Below are 18,248 nucleotides of genomic sequence, written 5' to 3'. Positions count from 1 at the left end.
GTGGTCCGGCGCCCAATGGGCGGCTCAATCTATCGGGCAGCTCGATTTGTCGTGTGGATCATGCGCTATCTGTCCGAGGTCTGCCAGCGCGGATTGATCCACGGTTCCTGGTTGGACGGCGCCAGCGGCGTGCGGCCAAGAATGTGGTCGGACGCCTTCTCGCCGGTCATGATCGACGGTGCGTTGAGATTGCCGTTGGTGACACGCGGGAAGATCGAAGAGTCCGCGACCCGCAAGCCGTCGACGCCGATGACCCGGCATTCTGGATCGACGACGCTCATCAGATCGTCGGCGCGGCCCATCTTGCAGGTGCCGCAGGGATGGTAGGCGCTCTCGGCATGGTCGCGAATGAAGACATCGAGATCGTCATCCGACTGCACATCGCTGCCCGGCGAGATTTCCTTGCCGCGATAGGCGTCGAAGGCCGACTGCCCAAAGATCTCTCGGGTCAGCCGGATGCAGTGACGGAACTCGGTCCAGTCGTCCGGATGCGACATGTAGTTGAAGCGGATCACCGGTTTCGATCTCGGATCCGGCGAGCGCAGCGTCACCGAGCCGCGCGACTTCGAGCGCATCGGCCCGACATGCGCCTGGAAGCCATGCGACTTCGCCGCCGCCTTGCCGTCATAGCGGACCGCGGCCGGAATGAAATGGTACTGGATATCAGGGTAGTCGACGCCGGCGCGCGAGCGCACGAAGGCAGCGGCCTCGAAATGGTTGGTGGCGCCAAGGCCGGACTTGAAGAACAGCCACTGCGCGCCGATCAATGCTTTCGAGAATGGATTGAGCACCGAATTCAGCGTGATCGGCTTGGTCGATTCCTGCTGGATGTAGAGTTCCATATGGTCCTGCAGGTTGCGGCCGACGCCGGCCCTGTCGGCTACGACGGCAATACCGTTTTCGCGCAAATGCTCGGCCGGTCCGATGCCGGACAGCAGCAGGATTTTTGGCGAATTGATCGACGACGCGGCGATGATCACCTCACGTCGCGCCTTAACGACCTGAATCTGTTTGTGAGCCTCGATCTCGACGCCGACGGCGCGTTGATTCTCGATAATCACCCGGCGGGCGAAACCCTTGAGCAGGCTAACATTCTTGCGTTTCAACGCCGGCTTCAGATAGGCCGATGCCGCCGACCAGCGGCGGCCGCCACGGATGGTCTGCTCCATCGGCCCAAAGCCCTCCTGCTTGGCGCCGTTGTAGTCGTCGGTCAGTTCGAATCCGGCCTGGCGGCCGGCTTCGACGAACGCGCCATAGAGCGGATTCTTGCGCGAGCCACGCTGCACGTGCAGCGGCCCGCCGTGTCCGCGCCAGCCATCCTCGCCGCCGTCATTGTCTTCCATGCGCTTGAAATAGGGGAGCACGTCGGCAAAGCCCCAGCCCGCCGCGCCTTCTTCGGCCCAATGGTCGAAATCACGGGCGTGGCCGCGCACATACACCATGCCGTTGATCGAGGATGAACCGCCAATCACCTTGCCGCGCGGCGTTGCCAGCACACGGCCGCCGAGATGCGGCTCCGGTTCGCTGGCAAAACCCCAGTCGTAGAGGCTCATATTGAGCGGGATCGACAGCGCCGAAGGCATCTGGATCAATGGCCCGACATCAGTGCCGCCGAACTCGATGACGATCACCGAATGCTTGCGGTCCTCCGACAGGCGATAGGCCATGGCCGAGCCGGCCGAGCCGGAGCCGATGATGACGAAATCCGCTTCAAGCATGGTTCATATGCGCCATAAAATCGGCGAGCGAGACATTGCCGCCGGTTGCCACCACAAGGACGGTCTTGTCCTTCACATCCACCTTGCCGCCGAGCAGCGCCGCCAGCGACGCCGCACCTGACGGCTCCAGCACCAGCTTCATCCGCTCGAAGGCGATCCGCATGGCGCTGCGCACCGACTGGTCGTCGACGGTGATGCCGCGAACGCCAGCGGTCTTGACGGCCGCGAACGGCGCATCACCCGGCCGTCGCGACATCAGCCCGTCGCAGATCGACTTCGGGCCGATCGGCATCGTCTCGATGCTGCCATGCGCCAGTGATGAGCCCATGCCGTTGAAACCTTCCGGCTCGACGCCGACGATCTCGGTCGCCGGCGACAGATAGTGGAAGGCGAGCGAAACGCCGCCGATCAACCCGCCACCGCCGACCGAGCAGAACAACAGGTCGGCGCTGGCATCCTTGGCGGCTAGCTGGTCGAGCGCTTCGAGCCCGGCACCCGCCTGGCCGGCGACGATCTCCGGATCGTCGAAGGGGTGCAGCAGGGCCAGTCCCTCGGTCTCGGCAATCTCGCGCGCCTTGGCGGCGGCGACCTCTTCTCGCGCGCGATCGCCGTGATCGGTCAGCATGACGCGCGCGCCATAGCCCGCCGTCGCGTCACGCTTGGCGGCCGGCGCGTCGATCGGCATGACGATGGTGACCGGAATGCCGAGCGCCTGGCCGGCGGCGGCCAGCCCTTGCGCGAAATTGCCGGAGGAATAGGCGACGACACCCTTCTTGGCTTCGTCAACCGACAGCTGCTTCAGCCGCCAGTAGGCACCGCGCACCTTGAAGGATCCCGCCCATTGCAGCGATTCCGGCTTGATGAAGACGCGGGCAGCACCGGTCTCACGGGCAAGCGCCGCCGATTCCAGCAGCGGCGTGATCTGCGTCGCCTTGGATGTGACGGCGTAGGCCTGCTTGAGGTGATCGAGGGAGGGAACGAGAAGGTTTGTCATCATTCGCCTCGCGGAAACCGTTTCTGCTCTTCGAGCACGTTGAGATCCATGTGGTTGCGCATGTAGCGTTCCGAGGCCTTCTGCAGCGGCTGGAACTCCCAGGGGTAGTGCTTGCCGTTGCGCAGCGCGGGATAGACCACCCAGCGCCGCGCCTGACTGGCACGCACGGCGGCGTCGAAGGCCGCCATGTCCCAGCGCGCCCGGACCTTTTCCAGGAAAGCCGACACCACACCGGCATGCGCCGGGTCGGCGGCGAGATTGCGCAATTCATGCGGGTCGGCTTCGACATCGTAGAGTTGCGGCGGATCGATCTCGCAATGGACGAATTTGTAGCGGCCATCGCGGATCGCCACCAAAGGCGCGTTGGAGCCTTCGGCTGCATATTCCATCAGCACCGGTGCCGTGCGCCCTTTGCCTTTGAGCAGCGGCAGCAGCGACTGGCCATCGGTCCATGGCGCGATCGCGCTCATGTCGATGCCGGCGAGATCACACAGCGTCGGCGTCACGTCGAGATTGGAAACCGGTGACTCGATCAGGCCGGCCAGTACGCCCTTGCCGGCGATCATCAGCGGCACCCGCGCCGAGCCCTCGAAGAAGCACATCTTGAACCACAGACCGCGTTCGCCGAGCATGTCGCCATGATCCGAGCAGAACAGGATGATCGTGTCGTCGAGCATCCGCGTGCGTTCCAGCACCGACAGCAATTCGCCGACCTTGTCGTCGAGATAAGAGATGTTGGCGAAATAGCCGCGCCGCGAGCGGCGGACCTGCTCGGCCGTGATGTCGAAACTGTCGTAATCGGAAGCCTTGTAGAGCCGCTGTGAATGCGGGTCCTGCTTGTCGTAGGGAATGAAGCCAATCTCCGGCTCGAGCGCCGGGCAATCCTCATAAAGATCCCAATATTGCCGCCGCGCCACATAAGGGTCGTGCGGATGGGTGAAGGAAACGGTCAGGCACCAGGGCCGATGCGCGGCATCGTCGGAGACGCGGGCGAAGTCGTAGAGTTTCTGCACCGCGTGGAAGGCGACCTCGTCGTCATACTCCATCTGGTTGCTGATTTCGGCGACGCCGGCGCCGGTCACCGAACCCAGATTGTGGTACCACCAGTCGATGCGCTCGCCGGGCTTGCGATAGTCCGGCGTCCAGCCGAAATCAGCCGGGTAGATGTCGGTGGTCAGCCGCTCCTCGAAGCCGTGCAACTGGTCCGGGCCGACGAAATGCATCTTGCCTGACAGCACCGTGTGATAGCCATCGGCGCGCAGGTGATGCGCAAAGGTCGGGATCGACGAGGCGAATTCGGCGGCGTTGTCGTAGACCTCGGTGCGCGACGGCAACTGGCCGCTCATGAACGAGGCGCGGCCCGGCGCGCAGAGCGGTGACGCCGTGTAGTTATTCTTGAAACGAGCCGAACGTGCAGCCAGCGCTTTCAGATGCGGCGCGTGCAGAAACGCTGCCGGCCCATCGGGAAAGAAAGTCCCGTTGAGCTGATCGACCATGACGATTAGGAAATTGGGTCGCTTCGCTGTCACTGTTTATGCCGCTCGCCGAGTTTGGTTTCGAGATAGTCCTCGACCAGCGCGATCGCGGTCGCGGCGTCGGGCACGCCGTCCTTCAGTGCCCGCCTGATGTAGAGCCCGTCGATCATCGCTGCTGTCGCTTCGGCGGCACGGTCGGCCTCTGCCCTCGGCAGGATGCCGGTCAGCCCGCTCATCAGGTTCGAGTGCAGCCGCCGTGCATAGACCCTGAGCAACCGGCGCAGCGCGGACGATTTCTGCGCCTCGACATAGAAGGCGAGCCAGGCGGCGATGGTTTGCGGCTGGAACTGGATGTCGGAGAAGTTGACGGCCACCACCGCCGAGACGCGTTCGCGCGGGGACGCGGCGGATTGCAGGGCGCGGCGCATGTCGATGGTCAGTTCGGCCAGGATGTGCCGCATCGTTGCCAGCAGCAGCTCGTCCTTGGCACCGAAATAGTGATGGGCAAGTGCAGATGACACGCCGGCGCGACCGGCGATCTCGGACATGGTCACGTCCAGCGAGCCGCGCTCGCCGATCGCCGAGATCGTCGCGTCGATGAGCGCCTTGCGGCGCAGTGGCTCCATTCCGACTTTTGGCATGTCGTTCCCAATTTTTGCGCGGAGATTATTTTTTATTGACGGGTCAATCAATAAAAAATCGACGCCGCTGCGACCTGTACCAAGCGATTGTCTTGTTCCGGCCCTTCACGGCTCGGGCAAGAATGTTTATACTTGAACAATAACGGCGAATTGCGTCATGAGCCCATAGGCTAGGCTGGCGCCAAGGATGGAGACCGCCATGACCGCATGCATCGTTGGCTGGGCGCATTCGCGCTTCGGCAAGCTCGAAGGCGAGACGCTCGAAAGCCTCATCGTCAAGGTGGCGACGGATGCGCTCGACCATGCCGGCATTGGCCCGGACGAGGTCGACGAGATCGTGCTCGGTCATTTCAACGCTGGCTTTTCGGCGCAGGATTTCACCGCCAGCCTGGTGCTTCAGGCCGACGACCGGCTGCGCTTCAAGCCAGCGACACGCGTCGAGAACGCCTGCGCCACGGGATCGGCGGCGGTCCGGCAAGGCATCCGCGCCATCGATGCAAACGCCGCCCGCGTCGTGCTGGTGGTCGGCGCCGAGCAGATGACGACGACGCCCGGGCCAGAGATCGGCAAGAACCTGCTGAAAGCGTCCTATCTGCCGGAGGATGGCGAGACGCCCGCAGGCTTCGCCGGCGTCTTCGGCAAGATCGCGCAGGCCTATTTTCAGCGCTATGGCGACCAGTCGGATGCGCTCGCCATGATCGCCGCCAAGAACCATAAGAACGGCGTCGATAATCCCTATGCGCAGATGCGCAAGGATTTCGGCTACGAATTCTGCCGCCAGGAGAGCGAGAAGAACCCCTTCGTCGCTGGCCCGCTGAAGCGCACCGATTGTTCGCTGGTCTCCGACGGCGCCGCCGCCCTTATCCTTGCCGACACCGGGACGGCGCTAAAGATGCGCCGCGCCGTCGCCTTCCGCGCCAACGAGCATGTGCAGGATTTCCTGCCGATGTCGAAGCGCGACATCCTGTCCTTCGAAGGTTGCGAGCAGGCTTGGGGCAAGGCGCTGAAGAACGCCGGCGTGACGCTCGACGATCTGTCCTTCGTCGAGACGCATGACTGCTTCACCATCGCCGAACTGATCGAGTACGAGGCGATGGGGCTGGCGAAGCCCGGCGAGGGCGCCAGACTGGCGCTGGACGGCACGACGGCCAAGGACGGCCGCCTGCCGGTCAATCCCTCCGGCGGGCTGAAGGCCAAGGGCCATCCGATCGGCGCCACCGGTGTCTCCATGCATGTCTTGACCGCCATGCAGCTTGTCGGCGAGGCCGGCGGCATCCAGGTGCCGGCCGCAAAGCTCGGCGGCATCTTCAACATGGGTGGTGCGGCCGTCGCCAACTACGTTTCCATTCTCGACCGGATCAGGTAAACCGCCCGCATATACGGGAGGTGATATGTCAAATCCGGTTCTGATCGAGGTTCTGCGCGGCGCGATCGTCGAGAGCGTGCATCGCGGTGCCGTCGCGGTCTTCGATGCCGACGGCAAGCCGGTCCTGGAGATCGGCGATACCGCGAAGCCGGTGTTTCCGCGCTCCGCGGTCAAGGCGATCCAGGCTCTGCCGCTGGTCGAAACCGGTGCTGCCGATGCCTATGGCTTCGGCAACCGCGAACTGGCGTTGGCCTGCGCCTCACATTCGGGCGAGCCGGCGCATGTCGAACTGGCGCGATCCATGCTGGCCAGGGCCGGGTTGGACGGCTCGGCGCTCGAATGCGGCGCGCATTGGCCCTCAAACCATGACGCGGAGATCGCGCTTGCTCGTACCGGCGGTTCGCCGAACGCGTTGCACAACAATTGCTCCGGCAAGCACTCCGGCTTCCTCTGCACCTGCGTCCACTCGGGCATTGAGCACCGCGGCTACGTCAAGGCGGGGCACGCCTTGCAGGAAATGGTGCGTGACGCCATGCAGGCGGTCACCGGCGCTGTCCATGGCCCGGATGAGCGGGCGACCGATGGCTGCTCGATCCCGACCTATGCAGTGCCGCTGAGGAGTTTCGCGCTCGGCTTTGCCCGTATGGCGACGACATCAGGTTTTGGTCCAGAGCGGGCCAAGGCGGCGAAGCGTCTGTTTGCGGCCTGCATGGCAGAGCCCTTTTTCGTCGCTGGCACCGGCCGCGCCGATGTCGCTTTGATGGAAGCAGCGCCTGGCCGGATCTTTGCAAAAGGCGGCGCCGAAGGTGTCCACTGCAGCGCTATACCGGAACTTGGCCTCGGCATAGCGATCAAATGCGATGATGGTGCCGGCCGCGCCGGCGAGGCCATGGCTGCCGCCGTCCTTGCCAGGCTGCTGCGTGCCGACGAGGCCGTGGCGGCGAAGCTGCTCGAACTGGCGAACGCCCCGATCGAAAGCCGGATCGGCGCCAAGGTCGGGGCGCTGAGGCCGACGCCAGCCTTGAATTGAAAATTGCTCTCAGCTGACGCGGTTGCGCTCAACCGTCAGATGCGAAAAGCCGCTATTGCTTGACTGGGTGAGGTCTGCTGTCACCGGCTCGGCCCAGCGCTGGCCGATGACGGCGCCGTTCAGCGCGCCGTCGATGACGTTGTCGGAGATGACGGCGGTGCCGGCACCCTCGACCACGCTGACGACAATGCCAGTGCCTGCCTTGCGGATGATGTTGCCCGTGGCCACCACATTGCGCAGATACGGCCCCCAGCCGATCGACATGCCGTAGAGCGGCGCGTTCTCGATGACGTTGTTGGAAGCGATGGTGTCGGCTTCGACGGCAATGCCGACGCCGAAGCCGGGCGGATCGGCAGTGTAGGGGCCGCTGGTCGACAGATTGCGCACGATGTTGCCTGAGCAGACACCCATGCGGCCGCCTTCGTTGAAGTTGACGATCGAGATGCCGTTGGCCGCGCCGTCAACGATGTTGTTGCTGATGACGGCACCCTCGAAGGAGAATTCGGAATAGACCGCGGTCTCGCCCGAGCGCGAGCAGGTGTTGCCTGAAATTTGCAAATTGCTCGAGCTGTTGGCGCGGATCGCCGAAAAAGCGCAGTCCGAAACGACATTGCCCGAGATAACAACGTTGCCGGCGCGGAAGGCGTTGATGCCATTGCCGTTCTGGCCGGTTCCGCCGCTGCGCGCGCCGATGCGTTCGACGCGGTTGCCCGTGACCATGGTGCCGTCCTCCGCCGCTTGCCAGCGATGCACGAGGATGCCGCCATTGGCGCAGTCGGAGACGGTGTTGCCTGTGATCGCCAATCCAGCTGCCTCGACCGAATAGATGCCGGCGTCCGCCGCGCCCGATATGTCGGAGCGTTCGATGCGGCCTGCCGCGTGTTCCAAGGCAAGTCCATTCTTGCCGCTACCGGTTATCTGGCAATTGTCGACCACGAGATGCGCGACCCGGCGCAGATCGAGCAGCCCTTGCGCATAGTCGCCCATCGAGCGGTTCGAGCCGTCGAAGACCAGCCCGCTCAGTTCGATATGGTCGGCCTGTTCGGTCATGAAGAGGTGGCCATCGCCGCCATAGACGATCCGCGTTGCACCCGGCACGCCGGAAAGACGCACGCGGCTGGGTAGCGAGAGGTTGGAGACCACATAGGTGCCCGCCGGCAGGAACACCGGTATGTCGCGATCGTTCGTCTCACGCAGCAGCTTGGCGAAGGCCTTGCTCTGGTCGTCGAAGGTGCCGGGTTGCACGCCAAGTTCAGTGGCGTTGATCGAGCCGCGCATCGAGGCTTTCTCGATACCAGCCAGGCTGGCGGCCGCCGCCTTGCCGAGCGCAAGACCCATGACGGCAAAGCCGGCGGTTCCGGTCAGCAGTGTTCGCCTGTTCAACATCGGCACAGAATCCCAGTGTTCAACCGTAACACCGCAGGAATCGTGCCAGACGCTCTGTTCCGCTTCACGACGTATCGACAATGACTTGTCGAGCACCCACTCGAGGCCTAGGTTCAGGGGATGAGCAGAGCTTTCACCCGCGAAGAAGACAGCGAAAATGCCATCGCCGGCGTCGGCGAGCGGCCGATCAGCACGCACCGTAACCTGGTGACCGAGCGCGGCCTGGCGCAGATCGAGGACAATCTGGCCGATCTGCGCGACATTCTGGCGAAAGCCGAACGGAAAGCCGACCGCGAGCGCATTGCGGTCGTGTCGCGCGACCTGCGCTACTGGACGGCCCGGCGCGAAAACGCCGAGCTTTCGGTGCCGGAGCCCGACAGCGATGTCGTCCGCTTCGGCATGGGTGTCACGCTGCAAGGCGATGACGGCAAGAAGGTGCACTGGAAGATCGTCGGCGAGGACGAGGCTGACCCGTCGAAGGGCAGTATTTCGCATGTCTCGCCGATGGCCGTGGCTCTGTTCGGCAAGAAGGTCGGCGACGTCGTCACGGTCAACGGCAAGGAATGGGAAATCGTCAAGCTGTCGGACAATTAGTCTTCAAGCTTGACGACATGATCGCGGAAAAAAGCTGCGGCACCCGCTTCATCAATTTCCCCTGATGCGACGGCCACAACGAATTCGTAAAGCGTGCCGTTGTCGGCTACTAAGGCATGGCCGTTCACGATCAAAAATGCGCCGGCGGCAACGATGGCAGTCCGTTTGTTCCCGTCGACAAAGGCATGATTCCTGGCAATGCCAAAGACATAGGCGGCTGCAAGATCCTCAACCGAAGGGTCTTCATAGTTAGCCTTGTTCTCCGCACGGGCGAGCGCCGATTCAAGAGCGTTCTCATCTCTCAAGCCCTGTGCTCCGCCATGCCTGCGCAGTTGCTCGGCATGCATCGCTTCGACTGCGCGACGCGACAGAAACTCCCAGCTCATTCTGCGAGCTTCTGAAGCGCGACCTTGTACTTGTCCATGACCTTGCGGGCCGCTTCCATCTGCCGCTCGAAACTGTCGTCCACCGGCTCAAGGGCAATGCCCTTGTCCGTTTCGACGATCTGAAGCTGATCACCCGTCTTCATATTCAGACGTTCAAGCAGTTCCTTCGGCAGGATCACACCTTCGGAATTGCCGATCTTGCGAATGGTCGTGTTCATGACGGATTTATCCTGTTGCAACGCCAATTATAACTCGATCGACGGCATGTTGCAACAAGGATTATAACAGGTCTATTAGGTCGACAGCAGCCGTTCCATCAACCGGTCCGCCGCTTCCGGAATAACCGTCCCCGGCGGGAAGATTTCCGCTGCGCCGGCTTGCAGCACCGCCTCATAGTCCTGGGGCGGGATGACGCCGCCGGCAACGATCAGCATGTCGCCTCGGCCGAGCTTTTTCAGCGCATCGCGCAATTCGGGGATCAGCGTCAGGTGCCCTGCCGCCAGCGATGAGGCGCCGATGATATGGACGTCATGCTGGACCGCCAGTTTCGCGATTTCTTCCGGCGTCTGGAACATCGCGCCGACGGTGACGTCGAAGCCGAGATCGGCGAAGGCGGTGGCGATCACCTTCTGCCCACGGTCGTGGCCGTCCTGTCCCATCTTGGCAACGAGGATGCGCGGCTTGCCGCCGTTTTTCTTCTCGAATGCAGCGAGCTTATCCTGCAGCCCGTCGACCACCGGATTGTCGCCAAGCGCCTTGCGGTAGACGCCGGAAATGGTCTGGACCGTAGCCACGTGGCGGCCAAAGGCTTTTTCGAGCGCAAACGAGATCTCGCCGACTGTCGCATTGGCGCGCGCGGCGCGGATGGCGAATTCCAGCAGGTTCTCATTGCCTTGCGCGGCACGGGTCAGCGCATCGAGCGCGCTTTCCACGGCGGCGACCTCGCGCGTGCCCTTCAGCCGCTGCAGCTTCGACAATTGCCGGGCCCTGACCTCGGCATTGTCGATCTTCAGCACGTCGACTTCGATGTCGTTCTCGGGGCGATGCGCGTTGACGCCGACCAGCATCTGCTCGCCGGAATCGATGCGTGCCTGCGTGCGCGCCGCGGCTTCCTCGATGCGCAGCTTCGGAATGCCTTGTTCAGTGGCCGCCGCCATGCCGCCGAGCGCCTCGACTTCCTCGATGTGGGCAACCGCGCGCGCTGCCAGATCATGAGTGAGCCGTTCGAGATAGGCAGAGCCGCCCCACGGATCGATGATGCGCGTGGTGCCGGATTCCTTCTGCAGGATGAGCTGCGTGTTGCGGGCAATGCGCGCCGAATGGTCGGTCGGCAGCGCCATCGCCTCGTCGAAGGAGTTGGTGTGCAGCGACTGGGTATGCCCTTGAGTGGCCGCCATCGCCTCGATCATGGTCCGGATGATGTTGTTGTAGGGATCCTGCGCCGTCAGCGACCAGCCGGACGTCTGGCAATGGGTGCGCAGCGACAGCGAACGCTCGTCCTTCGGCGCAAAATTCTTCTTCATCAGGGTCGCCCACAGCAGGCGCGCGGCCCTGAGCTTGGCAACTTCCATGAAGAAGTTCATGCCGATCGCCCAGAAGAACGACAGGCGCGGCGCGAAACGGTCGATATCGAGCCCCGCCGCGACACCGGCGCGGGCATATTCGATGCCGTCGGCGATCGTATAAGCGAGTTCCAGATCGGCCGTCGCACCGGCCTCTTGCATATGGTAGCCGGAGATCGATATGGAATTGAATTTCGGCATGTTCTTCGACGTGTAGGAGAAGATGTCCGAAACGATCCGCATCGAGGGCTTTGGCGGATAGATGTAGGTGTTGCGGACCATGAACTCCTTCAGAATGTCGTTCTGAATGGTCCCGGCCAGATCCTTTTGCGCAACGCCCTGTTCTTCCGCCGCGACGATGTAGAGCGCCATGATCGGCAGCACCGCGCCGTTCATCGTCATCGACACCGTCATGTCGCCGAGCGGAATGCCGTCGAACAATTGCCGCATGTCGAGGATGGAATCGATGGCGACGCCGGCCATGCCGACATCGCCGGCGACGCGTGGATGGTCGCTGTCATAGCCGCGATGCGTGGCGAGATCGAAGGCGACGGACAGGCCTTTCTGGCCGGCTGCAAGATTGCGCCGGTAAAAGGCATTGGACTCCTCGGCCGTGGAGAAACCGGCATATTGCCGGATCGTCCAGGGCTGCTGGACATACATGGTCGGGTAGGGGCCGCGCACGAAGGGCGGCAGGCCTGGATAGGTGTCGAGATGGGGCAGGCCCTTGAGGTCGCCCTGATTGTAGAGATGTTTGACGACAAGCCCCTCCGGCGTCGCCCGCTGGCCCTTGACCTCGACCGGCGCGCGGCGTGGCGGCACCCAGCCGATCTGACTGAAATCCGGGATCAAGAGGCGGCCCCGATGGATTGGTCGATGCGGGCCGGAAACAACGGTTCGCACAGGACGACGCCTTCGGTGAAGGCGGGCCGCTGCTCCGCATCCAGTGTCTCGACCGGACGCTCGCTCTTCTGCGGATAGAGCGTGGTGCCGATGATGGCTCGCTCACCGGCCTTGAAGGCGGCGTTGCGACGAGCGGCGGCAGCGCGAACGCGTTTCTGGATGTGTCCGTCCCGAAGGCTGGATAATACGCCCCCTTCGGCTTCGATCGTTTGCAACTCCGCCCAGGCGGCTTCGCAAAGGTCTGACGTCAGCGTTTCGACCGCGCCGGACCCATAGGCGGGATCGGCGACGTGATCGACATGGCTTTCATTGGCCATGATCAGCTGCGAATTGCGCGCGACGCGGCGGCCAAAAGCCGCCGGCAGGCCGTGCGCGATCGTATGCGGCAGGATGGAGATCGAATCGGCTCCCCCCGCGGCCGCAGCGAAGCAGCCGATCGTCGTGCGCAGTATGTTGGTTTCCGGGTCCAGTGCCGTCATCATCCGGAATGATGTCTCGGCATGGATGTTGGCCGTCGAGTTGGGGATCGAGCAGGCTTCTTGCACCCGTGCCCACAACCTGCGCAGCGCCCGCACCTTGGCCATCGACAGGAACTGGTCCTGGTCGACGCTGAGCGCGAAGCCGATGTGAGGTGCTGCATAGACGAGCGGCTGCCGCGCCTTCTCGAACATTCTGAGATACGAGACCGCCGAAGCCAGCATGATGCCGAGCTCTTGCGCCTCCGTGGCGCCGGCATTGTGGAAGACGCGACCGTCCGCCTCCAACAGCACGCCCGGAACACCCATCGAGAAGAAATGCGCCAAGGATTGCGGCATCGATTCCTGCAGCGCCTCGATCGACATGCGCAGCCGGCCGGTGCCGGCAAGGATCGCCGCCGGGTCGATGCCGAAGGAGAGGTTGAGCTTCGCCGGATCGGAGCGGCGCTTGCTCAGGAACGCCACCAGCCAATCGGCCATGGGGCGGCTCCAGGGATGGGTATCGATGCGGATCTGGACCCGGTTGAGGGGCACGCCCTCCAGCACCGTCTCCAGCGCCTGTGCCGTCCTCGGCAGGCCATAGCCGAATGCGTTCGGGGCGCCTTCGAAGACGAGCGACAATCCCGTCGCGCCCTGCGCGATATCCTCAAGCACCTGGGCCTTGGCGCGATCGATATCAGGGTCGTCGACGCGCTGGCTGACGATCCAGGGCGATCGGGGATTCGCGCGCACGATCGGCTCAGTCCCGGTTGCGCGGTCGTAGAGGGGCTCGATGCGGATGTTGTCGTCGGTATGCGAGACCAGCTTTTCCTCGAAGGATGCACCCGCCAGCGCCTTTTCCGCCAAGGCCAGCCAACGCTGGCGCTCCGCGTTCACAGGTTCAGCATCATCCTTGGTCAAGGCTCCGGCGCCCATCCATCTTCCTCGTTTATGTGGCCGCATCAGCCGGGCGGTTTAGTCTACGGTCCCCGACCGGTTATCGCAATGCACGTCCAGGGTCCGAATGCGATCCGCCAGATATAGGGCGGCTTGCATGGACGAACCATGGACGATTGCCAAACACCAGCAAAATCCGCAAGTTCGAAAAATCCGATTTCGGCGATTGGCCCGATTTGGATGATCGGCCCGATTTGGATGATCGGCTTGTGGCTGTGCAACGGCCTAACTATACCTTCGGGCAAAGGCTGGCTTTTTGACACATTAGTTTGCGGAGACCCGACATATGGCTGACGACACCAGTATTTTCATCGGCGCCAGCCGCAAGCCCGACGACAGCTATCAGCGTGCCGAGCAGCTGTTGCTGCAATATGGGAATCGCCATGGCCTGGTGACCGGTGCCACCGGCACCGGCAAGACCGTCACCTTGCAGGTCTTGGCCGAAGGGTTTTCAAATGCCGGCGTGCCGGTGTTCTGCGCCGACATCAAGGGCGACCTGTCCGGCATTTCCATGATGGGCACGGCGCAGGATTTCCTGGTCAAACGGGCCGCGCAGGTCAAGCTCGATCCCTACGACTTTCAGGAATTCCCGGTCATCTTCTGGGATCTGTTCGGCGAGCAGGGTCATCCGATCCGCGCCACCGTCTCTGAGATGGGGCCGCTGCTGTTGTCGCGTCTGATGAACCTCACCGAGGCGCAGGAAGGCATCGTGAACATCGCCTTCCGCCTGGCCGACGAGGAAGGCCTGCTGCTGCTCGACATGAAGGATCTTCAGGCGCTGCTCGCCAACATCGCCGAGCGTGCTGACGAGCTCGGCTCGCGCTACGGCAATGTGACCAAACCTTCCGTGGGAGCTATCCAGCGCACGCTGCTGGTGCTGGAGCAGCAAGGTGCGGTGCATTTCTTCGGCGAGCCGGCACTGCGGATCTCCGACATCATGCGCACCACCCGGGACGGGCGCGGCGCCATCAGCGTGCTCGCCGCCGACAAGCTGATGATGAACCCGCGGCTCTACGCGACCTTCCTGCTCTGGCTGATGTCGGAACTCTTCGAGGTGTTGCCGGAAGTCGGCGACCCCAACAAGCCGAAGCTGGTGTTCTTCTTCGACGAGGCGCATCTTCTGTTCGACGAAGCGCCGAAGGTGTTGATCGATCGGGTCGAACAAGTCGTCCGCCTGATCCGCTCGAAAGGCGTTGGCGTCTATTTCGTCACGCAGAACCCCCTGGATATTCCTGAAAAGGTGTTGGCCCAGCTCGGCAATCGCGTTCAGCACGCGTTGCGCGCCTATACGCCGCGTGAGCAGCAGGCGGTGAGGACGGCGGCGGAAACGTTCCGTCCCAATCCCGATTTCGACTGCGCTGTCGCCATCACCCAGCTCGCCACCGGCGAAGCGCTGGTCTCGGCGCTGGAGGACAAAGGCATTCCGTCCATGGTTCAACGCACCTTGATCCGTCCGCCGTCGTCGCGGCTTGGACCCATAACCCCCGCCGAGCGGCAAAAGCTGATCGCGGAAAGCCCCGTCACCGGCCAGTACGACGAGGTCATCGACCGCGAATCGGCCTTCGAGATGCTGCAGAAGAAAGCCAAGGAGGCGCAGGACGCCGAAGCGCAGGCGCAGCAGGCGGGCACCGGCGGCTCGCGCTGGACCATTCCGGGTTTTGGCAATGACGATCCGCCGCCGCAGTCGGGTGGCCGCCGCGCCCCGGCGCCGCGCCCCTCCAATCGCCAGACGGTGGCGGAGGCCGCGATCAAGTCGGTGGTGCGTTCGGTCGGCTCATCGGTCGGACGCGCGATCGTGCGCGGGATTTTGGGCAGCCTGGCGCGAGGCCGCTGAGATTTATGCCAAGGCAGCAAAGCCTGTACTGCCTTACAGCGCCGCGCGATCCCTTGAACGCGTGGCGCTAAGCATTTCCGTAGGCGGCCAACTCAGAAGATCGCGTCCGTTACTGCCTTGACAGGTCCGAGCAGGACCGATCCGTCCGGCACGCCGGAATCGATCGGGATAGCCTTGCGATTGGCCGTCGCCGCCATTGCCTGACCGATGTCAGCGGTCACGATGACCGGCGTCTTCTGGGGCACGCGATCATAGAGATCGATGATGTCCTGGTTCATGAAACGAACGCAGCCTGATGAAACCGACTTGCCGATCGATTTCCATTCCGGCGAACCGTGCAGGCGGTAGAGCGTGTCGACGTTGCCCTGGAAAAGATAGAGTGCGCGCGCACCGAGCGGGTTCTTCAGCCCGCCGGGCATGCCGCCATTGTCGGCGCTGTATGGCTTCAATTCCGGCTGCCGGGCGATCATTTCATCCGGCGGCGTCCATTTCGGCCACTTCTGCTTCCACTGGACGACGGCATCGCCAGACCATTCGAAGCCGGCGCGCCCGAGGCCGACACCATAGCGGATCGCCTGGCCGCCCGGTCGCACCAGATAGAGATGATGTCCGGTCGTATCGACGACGATGGTGCCAGGCTTCTGCCCCGTCGGATCGGGTACGATCTGGCGCAGGTACTGCGGATCAATTCTTTCGAACGGTATGGCGGGAAGGTCGAAACCGCCGTCGCTGACGGCCGCATACATCGTCGCGTAGTCAGGCAGAGGCGGTTCAACATAAGTCGGCGGTGGCGGCTGGATCGGTCCAGGCCCGGTGGTGGCGCATGCGGAAACCGCAATCGAGGCGGCGCCCAGTGCAGCGGCATTGAGGAAGCCGCGACGGCTCAGGCGAAAGGATTCGATTTCGGTATTGGACATGATTGCCTTCTTTAGGTCGGAAATCGCAACAAAGCGTGAATTCGCCGACCGTTGTTACGAGGTGCCTGACAACACCTGAGACGATAGGCGGTTCCGATTCTGGCCCGAACGTGGACAAACAAAGGCGAAGCTGTGACTGCATCGCCACTGTGGCGCCAGGGCCACAGCCCTAGCTGGCTGACACCAAAGCTTCGAGGGTCGGCAGGATCAGGGCCGGCGGGAAGTCCCGGTATTCCTCGGGCTGGTTGGAGCGGTTGATCCACACCGTGCGGAAGCCGAATTTGGTGGCGCCTGCGATGTCCCAGCGGTTGGAGGACTGGAAGGACACCGCGCCGGGATAGAGGCGCCAGCCGGTGGCGACCATATCGTAGACCGCCGGATCGGTCTTGAAACGCCGCACCGCATCGACCGAATAGATGTCGTCCAGGACCTGGTCGAGCGCGGCGGATTTGACCGCCGCTTCCAGCATTTCGGGCGAACCGTTGGAGAGGATCGCCAGCCTGGCTCCCGAGGCCTTCAGCGCCTTCAGCACGGCCGGCACTTCCGGGTAGCAATCCAGCCGCCAATAGGCTTCCAGCAGCTTGGCCTTGAGGTTTGGATCGGCGGACGGGACCTTGCGCAGGGCGAAGTCGAGCGCCTGTTCGGTTAGTTGCCAGAAGTCGGCATAGGCGCCCATCAGCGTGCGCACCCAGGAATATTCGAGCTGCTTGGCGCGCCAGATTTCGGACAGCAACTGGCCATCCGGTCCGATCTGATCGGCATGGCGGCGCACGGCGGCATGCACGTCGAACAGCGTGCCGTAGGCGTCGAAAACATAGGCGGCGTATTGCATGTCGACAGTTTTGAGGCGAGGCGGGGCAAGGTGCAAGCCTTGATTGCATCGCGCCAGTCGCTGGCCTCAACAAAACTCCCCGATGCCCGTTGACGGCAGCGGCCAAAGCATCATCCAATGTTGTCACACAAGATTGATCGGAACGGGACAACGCGATGACACTGGCGGCAGCGGCGCAATCCGCGACATGGACTTTCGTCGACGGCGACTGGTACGAGGGCAACGTCGCCATTCTGGGGCCACGCAGCCACGCCATGTGGCTCGGCACCAGCGTGTTCGACGGCGCGCGCTGGTTCGAGGGCGTGGCGCCCGACCTCGACCTCCATGCCAGGCGGGTGAACGCCTCGGCGATCGCTCTCGGCCTCAAGCCGAACATGTCGCCCGAACAGATCGTCGGGCTGACCTGGGATGGATTGAAGAAGTTCGACGGCAAGACGGCGGTCTATATCAGGCCGATGTACTGGGCCGAGCATGGCGGCTATATGGGCGTGCCGGCCGATCCGGCTTCGACCCGTTTCTGCCTCTGCCTCTACGAATCGCCGATGATCTCGCCAACCGGGTTTTCAGTGACCGTGTCGCCGTTCCGACGTCCGACGATCGAAACCATGCCGACCAATGCCAAGGCAGGTTGCCTCTATCCCAACAATGGCCGCGCCATCCTCGAAGCCAAGATGCGCGGCTTCGACAATGCGCTGGTGCTGGATATGCTGGGCAATGTCGCCGAGACTGGAAGCTCCAACATCTTCCTGGTCAAGGATAGCCACGTGCTGACGCCGGCGCCGAACGGCACCTTCCTGTCCGGCATCACCCGCTCGCGCACAATGACGCTGCTCGGCGAGTACGGTTTCAAGACGACGGAAAAGACGCTGTCGGTGCGCGATTTCCTCGAAGCGGACGAGATCTTTTCAACCGGCAACCATTCCAAGGTGGTGCCGATTACGCGCATAGAGGATCGCAATCTGCAACCCGGGCCGGTGGCAAAGAAGGCGCGCGAGCTCTATTGGGACTGGGCGCATTCGACGTCGGCTGGCTGACGCGCCGGCCCGGCCTTTTTGTCGCTGCGCGGTTCGTCACGGGAAAACCGTGTGACAGTTTTCCAGAACCCGCTTAGAAAGGGAACCGGCGCTTCACTTCCGGAGTTGTCCCAGCTCAATCCAGTCCTATCTTAATCCGGTATCCACACCGGATTTTTCCACGA

General features: G+C 63.1%; 16 protein-coding genes. 5 read left to right on the top strand and 11 right to left on the bottom strand.

Translation table 11 applies throughout. From position 1 onward, the window contains the following. Window positions 1-65: 65 nt before the first annotated feature. From betA to betI, 4 genes are read right to left on the bottom strand one after another with little or no spacing between them, the layout of a single operon-like run. Complete coding sequence (gene betA / locus HGP13_RS26750) at window positions 66-1,718, bottom strand: choline dehydrogenase (RefSeq protein ID WP_172230958.1); 1,653 nt, start codon at window positions 1,716-1,718, stop codon at window positions 66-68. Beyond that, window positions 1,711-2,715, bottom strand: a complete 1,005-nt coding sequence (locus tag HGP13_RS26745; protein WP_172230955.1) for a threonine/serine dehydratase — start codon at window positions 2,713-2,715, stop codon at window positions 1,711-1,713. Before HGP13_RS26745 ends, betA begins: the two co-directional genes overlap by 8 nt. Then, complete coding sequence (gene betC / locus HGP13_RS26740) at window positions 2,712-4,241, bottom strand: choline-sulfatase (protein WP_172230952.1); 1,530 nt, start codon at window positions 4,239-4,241, stop codon at window positions 2,712-2,714. The genes HGP13_RS26745 and betC overlap by 4 nt, the downstream gene beginning before the upstream one ends. Continuing rightward, entirely contained in the window at window positions 4,238-4,828 is a 591-nt protein-coding gene (betI, locus tag HGP13_RS26735; RefSeq protein WP_172230949.1) for a transcriptional regulator BetI, read from the bottom strand. The genes betC and betI overlap by 4 nt, the downstream gene beginning before the upstream one ends. Before the next feature lie 199 nt (window positions 4,829-5,027). Between betI and HGP13_RS26730 the strand changes: the two genes are divergently transcribed. Next, on the top strand, window positions 5,028-6,194 hold the full coding sequence (locus tag HGP13_RS26730) for an acetyl-CoA acetyltransferase (RefSeq protein WP_172230946.1): 1,167 nt from the start codon (window positions 5,028-5,030) through the stop codon (window positions 6,192-6,194). Window positions 6,195-6,219: 25 nt separating this feature from the next. Next, window positions 6,220-7,224 carry an asparaginase gene (locus HGP13_RS26725; RefSeq protein ID WP_172230943.1) on the top strand — a complete coding sequence of 335 codons (1,005 nt, stop codon included), beginning with the start codon at window positions 6,220-6,222 and terminating at the stop codon, window positions 7,222-7,224. A gap of 9 nt (window positions 7,225-7,233) precedes the next feature. Here the strand turns inward: HGP13_RS26725 and HGP13_RS26720 are convergent, their stop codons facing one another. Continuing rightward, on the bottom strand, window positions 7,234-8,610 hold the full coding sequence (locus tag HGP13_RS26720; protein WP_172230940.1) for a TIGR03808 family TAT-translocated repetitive protein: 1,377 nt from the start codon (window positions 8,608-8,610) through the stop codon (window positions 7,234-7,236). Window positions 8,611-8,730: 120 nt separating this feature from the next. On the opposite strand from HGP13_RS26720, the gene greA reads away from it, so the two are divergent. Further along, window positions 8,731-9,204 (top strand): transcription elongation factor GreA, encoded by a 474-nt coding sequence (gene greA, locus HGP13_RS26715; protein WP_172230938.1) that lies wholly within the window; start codon window positions 8,731-8,733, stop codon window positions 9,202-9,204. Here the strand turns inward: greA and HGP13_RS26710 are convergent. The 4 genes from HGP13_RS26710 to HGP13_RS26695 all read right to left on the bottom strand — a co-directional run bounded on the left by HGP13_RS26710 (window position 9,201) and on the right by HGP13_RS26695 (window position 13,446). Continuing rightward, a complete protein-coding gene (locus HGP13_RS26710) occupies window positions 9,201-9,590 on the bottom strand; it encodes a type II toxin-antitoxin system death-on-curing family toxin (RefSeq protein WP_172230935.1) in 390 nt (129 codons plus the stop codon). The genes greA and HGP13_RS26710 overlap by 4 nt on opposite strands. Beyond that, window positions 9,587-9,808 carry an AbrB/MazE/SpoVT family DNA-binding domain-containing protein gene (locus HGP13_RS26705; protein ID WP_140742344.1) on the bottom strand — a complete coding sequence of 74 codons (222 nt, stop codon included), beginning with the start codon at window positions 9,806-9,808 and terminating at the stop codon, window positions 9,587-9,589. Before HGP13_RS26705 ends, HGP13_RS26710 begins: the two co-directional genes overlap by 4 nt. 75 nt (window positions 9,809-9,883) lie before the next feature. Next, on the bottom strand, window positions 9,884-12,004 hold the full coding sequence (gene scpA, locus HGP13_RS26700) for a methylmalonyl-CoA mutase (RefSeq protein ID WP_172230932.1): 2,121 nt from the start codon (window positions 12,002-12,004) through the stop codon (window positions 9,884-9,886). Then, window positions 12,001-13,446, bottom strand: a complete 1,446-nt coding sequence (locus tag HGP13_RS26695; RefSeq protein WP_172230929.1) for a methylmalonyl-CoA mutase subunit beta — start codon at window positions 13,444-13,446, stop codon at window positions 12,001-12,003. The genes scpA and HGP13_RS26695 overlap by 4 nt, the downstream gene beginning before the upstream one ends. Window positions 13,447-13,753: 307 nt before the next feature. Here HGP13_RS26695 and HGP13_RS26690 point away from each other — a divergent pair, with 307 nt between their 5' ends. Next, window positions 13,754-15,301 carry a helicase HerA-like C-terminal domain-containing protein gene (locus HGP13_RS26690; protein WP_172230926.1) on the top strand — a complete coding sequence of 516 codons (1,548 nt, stop codon included), beginning with the start codon at window positions 13,754-13,756 and terminating at the stop codon, window positions 15,299-15,301. Between the two features lie 92 nt (window positions 15,302-15,393). On the opposite strand, the gene HGP13_RS26685 is transcribed toward HGP13_RS26690, so the two are convergent. Further along, entirely contained in the window at window positions 15,394-16,218 is an 825-nt protein-coding gene (locus HGP13_RS26685) for a L,D-transpeptidase (protein WP_172230924.1), read from the bottom strand. Window positions 16,219-16,387: 169 nt separating this feature from the next. After that, complete coding sequence (locus tag HGP13_RS26680) at window positions 16,388-17,050, bottom strand: haloacid dehalogenase type II (protein WP_172230921.1); 663 nt, start codon at window positions 17,048-17,050, stop codon at window positions 16,388-16,390. Window positions 17,051-17,205: 155 nt separating this feature from the next. Here HGP13_RS26680 and HGP13_RS26675 point away from each other — a divergent pair, with 155 nt between their 5' ends. Next, entirely contained in the window at window positions 17,206-18,084 is an 879-nt protein-coding gene (locus HGP13_RS26675; protein ID WP_172230918.1) for a branched-chain amino acid aminotransferase, read from the top strand. The last annotated feature ends 164 nt before the right edge of the window (window positions 18,085-18,248 follow it).

Source organism: Mesorhizobium sp. NZP2077 (assembly GCF_013170805.1).
Taxonomy (GTDB): domain Bacteria; phylum Pseudomonadota; class Alphaproteobacteria; order Rhizobiales; family Rhizobiaceae; genus Mesorhizobium.
The sequence above is the reverse complement of the archived record's forward strand: the minus strand, read 5'-3'. Positions and strand labels throughout refer to the sequence as shown.